General features: G+C 38.5%; 8 protein-coding genes. 4 read left to right on the top strand and 4 right to left on the bottom strand.

Annotated elements, in window-relative coordinates:
- Positions 1 to 2 precede the first annotated feature (2 nt).
- From R2Q16_RS19170 to R2Q16_RS19185, 4 genes are all read left to right on the top strand, one after another.
- Entirely contained in the window at positions 3 to 2,024 is a 2,022-nt protein-coding gene (locus R2Q16_RS19170) for a glycoside hydrolase family 127 protein (protein WP_316739520.1), read from the top strand.
- Positions 2,025 to 2,049: 25 nt separating this feature from the next.
- On the top strand, positions 2,050 to 4,383 hold the full coding sequence (locus R2Q16_RS19175) for a DUF5703 domain-containing protein (protein WP_316739521.1): 2,334 nt from the start codon (positions 2,050 to 2,052) through the stop codon (positions 4,381 to 4,383).
- Between the two features lie 89 nt (positions 4,384 to 4,472).
- Positions 4,473 to 5,261 carry an SDR family oxidoreductase gene (locus tag R2Q16_RS19180; RefSeq protein ID WP_316739523.1) on the top strand — a complete coding sequence of 263 codons (789 nt, stop codon included), beginning with the start codon at positions 4,473 to 4,475 and terminating at the stop codon, positions 5,259 to 5,261.
- Positions 5,262 to 5,386: 125 nt separating this feature from the next.
- Positions 5,387 to 6,400: a zinc-binding alcohol dehydrogenase family protein gene (locus R2Q16_RS19185; RefSeq protein WP_316739525.1), complete on the top strand. Its 1,014-nt coding sequence runs from the start codon at positions 5,387 to 5,389 to the stop codon at positions 6,398 to 6,400.
- A 197-nt stretch (positions 6,401 to 6,597) separates the two neighbouring features.
- On the opposite strand, the gene R2Q16_RS19190 is transcribed toward R2Q16_RS19185, so the two are convergent.
- From R2Q16_RS19190 to R2Q16_RS19205, 4 genes are all read right to left on the bottom strand, one after another.
- Entirely contained in the window at positions 6,598 to 8,298 is a 1,701-nt protein-coding gene (locus tag R2Q16_RS19190) for a sodium:solute symporter family transporter (RefSeq protein WP_316739527.1), read from the bottom strand.
- A 27-nt stretch (positions 8,299 to 8,325) separates the two neighbouring features.
- Positions 8,326 to 9,816: an L-arabinose isomerase gene (gene araA / locus R2Q16_RS19195; protein ID WP_316739528.1), complete on the bottom strand. Its 1,491-nt coding sequence runs from the start codon at positions 9,814 to 9,816 to the stop codon at positions 8,326 to 8,328.
- Between the two features lie 524 nt (positions 9,817 to 10,340).
- Positions 10,341 to 11,042, bottom strand: a complete 702-nt coding sequence (locus tag R2Q16_RS19200) for an L-ribulose-5-phosphate 4-epimerase (RefSeq protein ID WP_316739530.1) — start codon at positions 11,040 to 11,042, stop codon at positions 10,341 to 10,343.
- Positions 11,039 to 12,739 carry a ribulokinase gene (locus tag R2Q16_RS19205; RefSeq protein ID WP_316739532.1) on the bottom strand — a complete coding sequence of 567 codons (1,701 nt, stop codon included), beginning with the start codon at positions 12,737 to 12,739 and terminating at the stop codon, positions 11,039 to 11,041. Before R2Q16_RS19205 ends, R2Q16_RS19200 begins: the two co-directional genes overlap by 4 nt.
- Between the last annotated feature and the right edge of the window lie 124 nt (positions 12,740 to 12,863).

A 12,863-nucleotide genomic window follows, 5' to 3' on the forward strand; every position in this document is an offset into this window, starting at 1 on the left:
ATATGAATAACAAATTTGCATTCATTATCATATCTACCTTAAGCTTTTTAACGGCAACAGCCCAAGACAAAGCTTTGGTTAATACCTCGAACAGTAAATTTGCAAAGCTCCACAGCGTGAACATGAGCGATGTAACCTGGACTAAGGGTTTTTGGGCGGATAGATTTAAGGTGGCAACCGAAACGATGGTTCCGAATATGTGGGCAATTTACAACGACCCAAAAATCAGCCATGCGTTCAAAAACTTTGAAATAGCTGCGGGTATAGATACTGGTTCGCACGCTGGCCCATCTTTCCATGATGGAGATTACTACAAGACTTTAGAAGCCGTTGCCGTACTCTATGCTTCGACCAAAAATCCCAAGCTCAATGAAATGATGGATAAGGCCATCACAGTAATTGGTAAATCACAACGTGAGGATGGTTACATTTACACCAAAGCAATGATTGAACAGCGTAAAACAGGTTCTAAAAATCAATTTCAAGATAGGTTAAGCTTTGAATCTTATAATATCGGGCACTTAATGACGGCCGGTTGCATCCATTACCGGGCAACGGGCAAAACCAACTTGCTTAATATCGCTAAAAAAGCGACAGATTATTTATACAATTTTTACAAATCAGCTTCACCAACCTTGGCTAGAAACGCCATTTGTCCATCGCATTACATGGGCGTTGTTGAGATGTACCGTACCACAAACGACCCCCGATATTTAGAATTGGCGAAACATTTAATCGCCATTAAAGGCAAAATTGATGATGGAACAGACGATAATCAAGATAGGATTCCATTTTTACAACAAACAAAGGCAATGGGGCATGCGGTAAGGGCAAGTTATTTGTACGCTGGCGTTGCGGATTTATATTCAGAAACTGGAAAAGATTCGCTTCTAAATACTTTGAATTTAATGTGGGATGATGTGCAAAACCATAAAATGTATATTACCGGAGGTTTAGGCTCATTATATGATGGGACTTCTCCTGATGGAACTTCATACAATCCAACTGATGTTCAGAAAATTCATCAGGCTTTTGGACGTGACTACCAACTGCCAAATTTTACCGCCCACAACGAAACTTGTGCCAACATTGGAAACGTACTTTGGAACTGGCGAATGCTGCAAATAACAGGCGATGCAAAGTATGCAGATGTGATGGAATTGGCTTTGCATAACAGCGTTTTATCTGGAATTAGTTTAGATGGGAAGAGGTTTTTATACACCAATCCGCTTGCGCAAAGCAACGATTTGCCATTCAAGCAGCGTTGGTCGAAAGATAGAGCACCATACATTGGCTTATCAAATTGCTGTCCGCCAAATGTGGTTAGAACCATAGCCGAGGTTAGCGACTATGCTTACAGTGTTTCTGATAAAGGATTGTGGTTCAATTTATATGGTGGTAATAACATAAATACAAAATTAGCTGATGGCAAAAAAATATCGCTAAGTCAAGAAACGAATTATCCCTGGGACGGTAAGATTAAAACCTCCATACATGAAATCGGAGATAAAGCGTATTCAATTTTTCTTAGAATACCTGCATGGACCCAAAATGCCCAAATTAGCATCAACGGAAAAATTGAAAATATAAAAGCCAATTCTGGAACTTATGCAGAAATTAATCGGGTTTGGAAAAAGGGCGATGTTGTGGAATTGAACCTTCCAATGGAAGCAACACTAATTGAGGCGAATCCATTGGTCGAAGAAAATAGAAATCAAATTGCAGTTAAACGTGGTCCGATTGTGTACTGTTTGGAATCGACTGATTTGCCTGGCAACAGCATTTTTAATGCTTTCATCCCAACTTCAACCAAATTTGAGGCAAAACCTATGAATATTGATGGCGCTGAAGTGATGAGTTTAGTTGGTAATGCCAAAATCGTTGAACCAAATAATTGGAAGAACGTTTTGTATCGCCCAATAAATAAAGATAACAACGAAACTGAAATAAAGCTTGTACCATATTTTGCATGGGGAAATCGTGGGCATTCGGAAATGTCGGTTTGGTTGCCCGTGAGTAAATAATCGTTCTAATATTAAACCCACTCAAATGGATTTTACCAAAAGAATATTAAGAACATCAACTATTTTGACTAAGAACTTAAATGCACTTAAATGGTCAATTCTGGTTAAAGCAAACATCTTATTTGTGTTCTTTGTGTCTTTGTGGTTTGCTCTAAAAACACAAGCGCAAGAAAACGTAATCTGGAATGCTCAAAGCAAAAACTCATCAGAATCGATGCCTGTTGGCGGTGGAGATATTGGCTTAAATCTTTGGGTAGAAAATGGCGAAGTTTACCTGTATTTATCTCGTAGCGGAACATTTGATGAGAATAATACCTTACTAAAACTTGGTCGTGTAAAGCTGAAATTCAGCTCAAATCCTTTTGAGGGAAAAACCTTTAAGCAAGAACTGATTTTAAAGGATGGTTATGCTCAAATCGATGGTTCAGGTATTCAAATTAAGGTATGGGTTGATGTCTTTAATCCAGTTATTTACTTGGATATAAAATCAAAACAAAAGATTACAACCGAAGCAAGCTACGAAAGTTGGCGTTTTGAAGATAGAATAACCAAAGGCAAAGAGAACAACCAAAACTCTTATAAATGGGCGCCTCAGGGCATCGTGAAAACGGCAAAAGATGCAATAGCCTTCAAGAATAATGGCATTCAGTTTTGCCATCAAAACAAAGCAGAAACGGTTTTTGATGTTGCCGTTAAGCAGCAAGGTTTGGAAGATAGAAAATCAGAATTATTCAACCCTTTACAGCATTTAGTTTTTGGCGGTTCTATACATGGAAAGAACATGATTCCTGCTGGAAATGATACTGGAACATATTTGAATACGCTATTTAAATCTTGGAAACTAAAAAGCAAAACGCCAACGCAATCACAAGAAATTACCATTACTTTAAATACAAGCAAAGCTGATGTCCAGAATTGGGAAAAAGAGTTGTATTCAATCAACCAAAACTCAAATCAAAAAGCAAGTATAAAATGGTGGAATGATTACTGGAAAAGAAGTTTCATTTACATCAATTCTAAGGATGAACAAGCCAACCAATCTTCAAAAAATTACCAGTTGTTTCGGTATATGTTGGGTTGCAATGCGTTTGGTAAATATCCAACCAAATTTAACGGCGGTTTATTCACGTACGACCCTCAACTTACTGATTCGACGTTAAAATATACACCTGATTTTAGAAATTGGGGCGGTGGAACACATACTGCTCAAAACCAGCGTTTGGTTTATTGGCCAATGCTTAAAAGCGGCGATTTTGATATGATGAAACCGCAATTCGATTTTTACCTTGATTTGTTGAAAAATGCTGAAGTTAGAACAGAAGCTGCTTGGGGGCATAAAGGTGCAAGCTTTACCGAGCAGCTGGAAAATTTTGGTCTGCCAAATCCTGCAGAATATGGTTGGAAACGCCCTGCCGATTTTAACAAAGGCATGGAATACAACGCCTGGTTAGAATATGAATGGGATACAGTTTTGGAGTTTTGTATGATGATTTTGGAAACCGAAAGATATGATAATCGAAACGTCGAAAAATATCTTCCATTAATAGAAAGTTCATTGAATTTCTTTAAAGAACATTATACTTATTTAGCCAGACAACGTGGCGCAAAGGCTTTAGATGCCAACGGACACTTAGTTTTGTATCCAGGTTCTGGAGCTGAAACTTATAAAATGGCTTACAATTCAACATCAACGATTGCAGCTTTAAAAACGGTTTTAAAGAGGTTGATTGAGCAACCAAATTTATTAGAAGCTAAAAAGAAAGAATGGACTGAAATGCTGAAAACTATTCCAGAAATCAGTTTTAGAAGTTTCGATGGAAAACCAACAATTGCACCTGCAAAACTTTGGGAGCGCATTAACAATACCGAAAGTCCGCAGTTGTATCCAGTTTTCCCCTGGGGAATTTATGGCGTTGGAAAAAAAGGATTGGATACCGCAATTAATACTTTCAAATACGATACAGATGTGCTCAAATTTAGAAGTCATGTAGGTTGGAAACAGGATAATATTTTCGCGGCAAGATTAGGTTTAGCCGATGAAGCAGCAAAATTAACAATCGCCAAACTGAAAGATTCAGAAAGACGGTTTCCTGCCTTTTGGGGGCCAGGTTTCGATTGGACACCCGACCATAATTGGGGCGGTTCTGGTATGATTGGTTTACAGGAAATGTTGATGCAGGTTGATGGAAAAAAGATTTACCTTTTCCCCGCCTGGCCAAAGGATTGGGATGTGCATTTCAAATTACATGCACCATACCAAACCACTGTAGAGGGTAAACTGAAAGATGGAAAACTGGTGGATTTGAAAGTATTTCCAGAATCGAGGAAAGCAGACATTATTAATAAACTAATAGAATGAAAGAAGGATTGAATTAGAGCATGTTGAATGGCGATTTTGCTTAATACATTCCTCATTCAAAACTCGATCATTCACTAATTAAAAAAGATATGGATTTAAATTTAAAAGAAAAGGTAATCATCATCACCGGAGCTGCAAAAGGCATCGGTAGAAGCATTGCAGAGGTTTTTGCGAAAGAAAATGCAATTTCGGTTATTGTGGGACGAAAAGCTAGCGATAACCAAAAAGTTGTTGATGCGATTGAAGCGCATGGTGGTAAAGCTGCTCATTTTGTTGCCGAATTATCAAACCCAAAAGATTGCGAAATGGTAGTTGCAGAAATTGTAAATCAATTCGGAAGAATTGATGGTTTAGTGAATAATGCAGGTGTAAATGATGGAGTTGGTTTGGAGAGTGGCAATTATGAAGACTTTATGGCTTCTTTGCACAAAAACGTGGTGCATTATTATTTAATGGCACATCATGCTTTGCCAGAGCTAATCAAAAGTAAAGGTGCCATTGTAAATATTACTTCAAAAACTGCTGAAACAGGACAAGGAAATACATCAGCTTATGCTGCAGCAAATGGTGGCAGAAATGCTTTAACTCGTGAGTGGGCAGTCGAATTGTTAAAATATGGAATCCGCGTAAATGCAGTTGTAGTAGCCGAATGTTGGACGCCTGCTTACGAAACCTGGATTGAAACTTTATCTGATGCTCAAGCTAAATTAGACGAGATAACATCTAAAATCCCATTAGAAAACAGAATGACAACGGCCGAAGAAATTGCAAACATGACGGCCTTTTTAATGTCTGATAAATCGAGCCACACCACGGGGCAAATTATTCATGTTGATGGTGGTTATGTGCATTTAGATAGGGCTTTGGCTAACGCGTAATTTAATTAGTGAATGGTAGATTGAGTGATTGAGAGAATGATTTCGAAATTGCTCAAAAACATTCACTCATTCAAAATTCACTCATTCATTCAACATTCACTCATTCAAAATTCATTCATTATAAAATGAAAACCCTTACTTGTACAACACCTGGAACTTTCGAATATTCAGAAACTGAAAAACCTGAACTAAGGAAAGACCATGCAATTATAAAAATAAAACGAATTGGAATCTGCGGAACGGATTTACACGCCTTCGAGGGTACGCAACCTTTCTTTAATTATCCAAGAGTTTTAGGTCACGAGCTTTCTGGCGAATTGGTTGAGGCTGATGGCGCACCAGATTTTAAAATAGGAGAGGCCGTTACTTTTATTCCTTATTTTAACTGTGGCGAATGCATTGCCTGCAGAATGCACAAACCAAACTGCTGCGTAAAAATGCAGGTTTGTGGCGTACACGTAGATGGTGGTATGCGTGAATATTTGCAAGTTCCATCGCGTACACTTTTGCACGGAGAAGGTTTAAGTTACGATGAATTGGCTTTAGTAGAACCTTTAGCAATCGGCGCACATGGCGTACGCAGGGCGGATGTAAAACCTGGCGAATTTGTTTTAGTAATTGGTGCTGGTCCGATTGGTTTAGGTACAATGGAATTGGCCCGCATTGCTGGCGGAAATGTGATCGCTTTAGATATTAATGATGACCGTCTGGCTTTTTGTAAAGAAAAATTAGGCGTATCTCACGTAATAAATGCATTATCTCCAGATGTTACCGAACAATTAAGTAAAATCACTAATGGCGATATGCCAACGGTTGTAATCGATGCCACGGGAAATCAAAAGGCAATAAATAATGCCATTAACTACATGGCTCATGGTGCAAGATTTGTATTAATCGGTTTGCAAAAAGGCGATTTAATCTTTAACCATCCAGAGTTTCACAAAAGAGAATCGACTTTAATGAGCAGCCGCAATGCCAATATTGAAGATTTCGAGCACGTAATTAAATCAATGAAAGCGGGTTTGGTAAAACCTACAACTTACATTACACATCAAGTTTCATTTGAGGAAGTTAAAGATAATTTCGAAAGTTGGTTAGACCCGATAAATGGAGTGATTAAGGCGATGGTTAGCTTGTAATTTCCCGCAGATTCAAAATGATTTTCGCAGATTTTTATTTGATTTCTTAATAACGAATATTCCCGTCATTGCGAGGCACGAAGCAATATAATTTCAGAGAGATTGCTTCGTGCCTCGCAATAACGGAGCTATATAGAGTAAAAAGGGCAATTCTCATCAAGAAAATTGCCCCTTTCTATTTTAACATCAAATTCTCTTTACCAGAATTTCACATAAATAAGTGTAATTAGAAGCAATGTAATAACAATCAACACCAATGTAGATGGTGCAACTTTAAACATTGCTTTATCTAATTCGAATGCTTTAGGGTTTACTTTCGGACCTAATAAACTTAGTCCAACCATTACAATCATCGTAAATAAGAATGATAAACCCATACAAATTAAGAATGGAATTTCGTAAACGCCATCTTTGTTCAAATATGCGGTGTATAAAAAGTTATCATGTCCAAACCAGGTTGGGGCGTAATTATTGAAAACCACCGAAAGCAAGAATCCGGTCACCAAACCTGCAATTGCCGCAGTTCCTGTTGTGCGTTTCCAAAACATCCCCAAAAGAAACATTGCAAAAACGCCTGGACTTATGAAACCTGTATATTTCTGGATAAAAGTAAATCCACCTTCGCCACCTATACCCAATAAATCATCCCAGGTTAAAATTACTGATAGTACAATTGCCACTAAAATACTTAAGCGGCCAACAACCACTAATTTACTTTCATCAGCATTTCTATTGATGTATTTTTTGTAAATATCTAAAGTCCAAATGGTAGAAATACTATTTGCCTTACCCGCTAAAGAGGCTACGATTGCAGCCGTTAAAGCCGCTAGCGATAAACCTTTTAATCCGGTAGGTAAAAATGTGAGTACAGCTGAATATGCATTATCGGCAATTACTTTACCATCTGGTGCCATTTCAGCTTGTAAAGCACCATTTCTGTGTAAAACATAAGCTGCGATACCTGGTAACATTACAATTATCGGCATACCAAGCTTTAAAAAGCCTGCAAATAAAATACCTGTTCTGGCGGTTTTTAAATCCGCACCCAGCGCTCTTTGCGTAATGTATTGATTACAACCCCAGTAATTCAAATTCACAATCCACTGACCAGCAAAATACATCGCGATACCTGGCAAAGCCAAATATTTGTTTACATATTCTTGCGATGAATTTGCATCAGGTTTATCCAAAATCATTTTAAAATGGTCGGGCGAATCTTTCATCAACATTTTAAAACCTGCGATTGCATCTTTTCCTAAACCAAAGTGGTCGCTCACCATTGTTAGGGCGATGTAAGTAGTAACCAAACCACCAGCAATTAACACAATGACCTGAATAACATCTGTAAAGCCGATTACTTTCATCCCGCCAAGGGTAATAATTAATGAAAATGCGGCCAAACCGATAACAATGTATTTAAAATATTCAGGGTTTATCATGCTGCTAATCGCGATAGAACCCAAATAAAGTATAGAGGTTAGGTTAACGAAAATATACAGGAACAGCCAGAAAACCGCCATAATTAAACTTACCGTTTCGTTATACCGAGTTTGTAAAAACTGCGGCATGGTAAAGATTTTATTCTTCAGATAAACTGGAATAAACCAAACGGCGACAATAATTAAGGCAATTGCAGCAACCCATTCATAAGCGGCAACGGCCATACCAACCTGAAAACCCTGACCACTCATGCCGATAAATTGCTCAGCAGAAATGTTCGATGCGATAAGTGAAGCGCCGATTGCCCACCAGGTTAAAGAGCCTTCGGCAAGGAAGAAGTCGTGACTTCCTGATGTACCTTTATTTTTCTTTTTGCTGTAAATCCAAAACCCGTAAGCGGAAATCAGGATAAAGTAAAAGATAAAAACGGCGTAATCAACCGTCGAAAAATTGTTCATAATTCAGCTTAATTTGGTTATTGGTTATTATTTATAGAATACTTCATTCCACTGCAATTCATTTCTGAACTGATTTATCTTAGTTTCAGCGCCGATGTTAATATACTCCAAACCTGCAATATTTGCAAAATCTGATAAATGTTCTGTTGTTAAATTCTGACTGTAAGCCGTATGGTGCGCTCCACCTGCATAAATCCAAGCTGCACAACCTGTTTTCATATCGGGAAGTGGTTTCCACAACACACGAGCAACAGGTAAATTTGGTAATTCATTTTCGGCTTCAACTGCCTTAACTTCATTAACCAGTAAGCGGAAGCGGTTTCCCATATCAATTAAAGATGCGTTTAAAGCATCGCCGCCAGCAACATTAAAAACCAAACGAGCAGGGTCTGCCTTACCGCCAATACCTAATGGATGAACCTCTAAACTCGCTTTCCCTTTCGCTAACGAGGCATCAACTTCTAACATGTGCGAACCTAAAACCATAGCATTTGCAGGGTCGAAATGGTAAGTGTAATCTTCCATAAAAGCATTTCCGCCAGCCAAACCAGCGCCCATAACTTTACAAGCACGTACTAAGGCTGAGGTTTTCCAATCGCCTTCGCCAGCAAAACCATAACCATCGGCCATCAAACGTTGGGCTGCAATTCCTGGCAACTGGATCATCCCGTGTAAATCTTCAAATGTATCAGAGAAACCTTTGAAATTTCCATCTTCCAGGAATTTTCTTAAACCCAACTCAATTTTTGCCGCATCATAAACCGATGAGTGTCTTGCGCCTCCAGTTTTCAAATCATCGGCCATTTCATACGTATCTTCGTATTCCTTAACCAATGTTTTTATCGAATCATCGCTTACCGCATTAATTACAGCTACTAAATCGCCAATGCCATAAGTATTTACCGAAAATCCGAATTTCATTTCAGCTTCCACTTTATCACCATCAGTTACCGCAACATAGCGCATATTATCGCCAAAACGTGCAAATTTTGCACCTTGCCAATCGTGCCATCCAGCTGCGGCTCTGCACCAAGTGTCAATTTGAGAAGCTACTTCTTCATCCTCCCAATGCCCAACAATCACTTTTCTATCCTTACGCATACGCGAAACCATGAAACCAAATTCTCTGTCGCCATGCGCACTTTGGTTCAGGTTCATAAAATCCATATCAATTGTATTCCACGGAATATCGCGGTTAAACTGCGTGTGTAAATGTAGTAGCGGTTTTTGTAAAACATTTAAGCCTCTAATCCACATTTTAGCGGGAGAAAAAGTATGCATCCAGGTTACAACGCCAATACAATTTTTATCGATATTTGCGCTTTGCAAGGTTTCAAAAATCTCGTCCGTATTTTTTACAATCGGCTTAAAAACAATCGAAACGGAGATTTTTTTATGCTCGTTTAGCGACTTGGCAACCTGTTCTGCATGTATTGCAACTTGTTTTAAGGTTTCCTCGCCGTATAAATCTTGCGTACCTGTAATAAACCAAACTTGTAATTTTTTTAAATCGATCATTGCTCTTATATTTTTAGTTAGAATATTTTTTGCCTGTTACTTACAGACGGTTTTTTATCTTTTTTTGGAAAAGCAGGCTTCGGTTTTTCATCGGTTCCGATAGTCCTGCTTTCCGTTTAATCTTTTTAAACTTCTGTCATTCTGAGGCACGAAGAGTCTTTTTCATCGGTTGCAGATGCTTCGTTCCTCAGCATGACAAAATATTAAAGGTTGCTGCATAAAAAGTATTTCACTCCAATCAGGTTTATTTTACTTTGGTAAACCTTGCTATTAAAATCATGCTTGCAACCTGTCAGTCTGAGCCTGTCGGAGACCGTTAATAATATGCTTCGACAAGCGCCAGTGACTTTTTTTTTCTGGCTGTCGTCATTGCGAAGCAGGGTTTGTGTGAGCTGAAGCAATCTTATCTCCATTAATCTCTTAAAGTGAGATTGCTTCGTGCCTCGCAATGACGAGTTTGCTATGACGTCATCTATATTGGTTCTTATGAAATGAATTAATCCTCAGCATGACAAAAACAAATACTACTTCTGGCCGTAGTACGCATCCTTTCCATGTTTACGGTCGTAATGCTTTTTAATTAACGAATCCTTTAATCGCGGCGCTTGTGGATTTATTTGCTGCGTAAGCAATGCCATTTGTGCCACGGCTTCCAAAACTGCGCTGTTGTAAACCGCTTTATCGGCGGTTTTGCCCCAGGTAAAAGGGGCGTGGTTACCAACCAAAATCATTTCCACTTCTTTGTAGCTTAAGCCAAGACTTGCAAAATGATTCATGATTTGAAAGCCCGTTTCGTATTCATAATTTCCTTTAATCATTTCATCATCCATTGGTGGGGCGCATGGAATATCAACCGTTAAATGGTCGGCATGGGTGGTGCCAAAAATTGGAATTGGCATTTGCGCTTGCGCCCAGGCGGTGCCGTAAGTTGAGTGCGTATGTACAATTCCACCAATATTTCCCCAATGCTTATATAAAACTGCATGGGTTTTGGTATCTGATGATGGCCTTAAACCACCTTCAATGGTATTGCCATCAAAATCTACAATCACCATGCTATCAACCGTTAAATCATCATACGGAACACCGCTTGGTTTTATTGCAAAAACACCTTTGTTTTTATCAGCTGCGCTCACATTTCCAAAAGTGAAAAGCACTAAACCCAATTTGGGTAACTGCATATTTGCAGCGTACGCCTGCTCTTTTATATCTTGAAATTCGCTCATGATATATATGGTTTTACATCTTTTTTGTTAAACTTTTCTAAATATCTGCCCAAGCTTAAATACTGTTGGTAATGCTGACGATAAAGTTTTTGTTTCTTGATATTTGGGTGATATTCTTTTTCGAAACCAGTTCCCATAGCATTCATTGCTGTTTCAACATCAGGATAAATGCCCGCAACAACTGCTGCAAACATGGCAGCACCTAAAGCACAAGTATGCTCAAAACGGTGGATACGAATTGGCATTTCTAAAACATCTGCCATCATTTGCATAATATAAGCCGATTTTTTAGCCACACCGCCAATACCAATAATTCCTTTTACAGGCACACCTTGTTCTTTAAATCTTTCTACAATCGCTTTTGCACCGAAGCAGGTTGCAACAGCTAAAGCCCTAAAAAATCTAGGTGCATCAGTTCCTAAGCCCAAGCCTGTAATTGCGCCCTTTAATTCTTGATTTGCATCTGGGGTTCTTCTACCATTTAACCAGTCAACAGCAAGTTCTGAATAATCATCATCTGGTAATTCTGATGCTTGTTTGGCTAAATTTGAAAGAATTTTACTTTCAAGCTCTTCTTTTAATGCAATTGCAGTATTTGCATCAATAACTGTAGATTCTGTAAGTAGACTATCTATTGGCCAGCTAATCAGTTTTTTAAACCAGGCGTAAGCATCGCCAAAAGCAGATTGACCAGCTTCTAAACCAGCCATAGCAGGAATAACCGAGCCATCTACCTGTCCACAGATGCCATTAATTAGCTTGCCTTCCATGTCTTTATTTGGAGCGACTAAAATATCGCAAGTGCTGGTACCCATCACTTTACTTAAATAATATGGCTCAATTTGCCCACCAACTGCACCCATATGTGCATCGAAAGCGCCAACGCCAATTACTACATTTGTGCTAAGACCAAGTTTTTCAGCCCATTCGGCACTTAAATTTCCAGCAGAAACATCAGATGTGTAGGTTTCTTTAAATAGTAAATCTCTATATCCTTTTAACAATGGGTCTAAGGTTTTGAAAAATTCTTCAGGAGGTAATCCATCAAATTCTTCTGCCCACAAAGCTTTATGTCCAGCTGCGCAACGGCTGCGTTTTATTTCTTTAACATCGGTTTTGCCAGAAAGTAAAAACGGAATCCAATCGCAATGTTCTACCCACGAAACCGTATTTTTTCTAACTTGTGTATCAACTCTTAATATGTGAAGCAATTTAGACCAAAACCATTCAGAAGAATAAATACCACCAACATATTTCAGGTAATTAACTGGAAATTTTAAAGCATGTTTGTTAATTTCTGCGGCTTCTTTAACCGCGGTATGGTCTTTCCAAAGTACAAACATTGCATTCGGGTTTTCCGCAAATTCGGCTTTTAAGGCTAGCGGAGTTCCGTGTTCATCAACCGCAACAGGGCTAGAACCAGTGGTATCAACAGAAATTCCTTTAACAAGCGCCGCAATGGATTCGCCTCCAGCTTTTGCAATACAATCTTTAATGGTGTGGGTTAATCCTTCAATATAATCTAAAGGATGTTGCCTGAATTGGTTAAGTGATGGTTTACAATATAAACCTTTTTGCCATCGTGGATATAGGAAAACGGAAGCGGAGATTTCTTTTCCGTTGGCGGTATCAACCAAAACCGAACGGACAGAATCTGTCCCGTAATCTACGCCGATTACATAGTTTGCTGTGCTCATAACAATAAATAAATGTCTAATTAACGTTTATTTATTTACAAATAAAAATTTTTATCGTGTTTTTGACGTTTATAAATTTCAACAATTGTTTTTAAGTTGTTTTTCCCGTTGATTTGAAAAACTT

The sequence above is a fragment of the Pedobacter aquatilis genome (assembly GCF_032678425.1).
Lineage (GTDB): Bacteria > Bacteroidota > Bacteroidia > Sphingobacteriales > Sphingobacteriaceae > Pedobacter > Pedobacter aquatilis_B.

Coding starts and splice junctions, on each gene's coding strand:
- R2Q16_RS19170 (WP_316739520.1), top strand. CDS start 3: ATGAATAACAAATTTGCATTCATTATCATATCTACCTTAAGCTTTTTA.
- R2Q16_RS19175 (WP_316739521.1), top strand. CDS start 2,050: ATGGATTTTACCAAAAGAATATTAAGAACATCAACTATTTTGACTAAG.
- R2Q16_RS19180 (WP_316739523.1), top strand. CDS start 4,473: ATGGATTTAAATTTAAAAGAAAAGGTAATCATCATCACCGGAGCTGCA.
- R2Q16_RS19185 (WP_316739525.1), top strand. CDS start 5,387: ATGAAAACCCTTACTTGTACAACACCTGGAACTTTCGAATATTCAGAA.
- R2Q16_RS19190 (WP_316739527.1), bottom strand. CDS start 8,298: ATGAACAATTTTTCGACGGTTGATTACGCCGTTTTTATCTTTTACTTT.
- araA (WP_316739528.1), bottom strand. CDS start 9,816: ATGATCGATTTAAAAAAATTACAAGTTTGGTTTATTACAGGTACGCAA.
- R2Q16_RS19200 (WP_316739530.1), bottom strand. CDS start 11,042: ATGAGCGAATTTCAAGATATAAAAGAGCAGGCGTACGCTGCAAATATG.
- R2Q16_RS19205 (WP_316739532.1), bottom strand. CDS start 12,739: ATGAGCACAGCAAACTATGTAATCGGCGTAGATTACGGGACAGATTCT.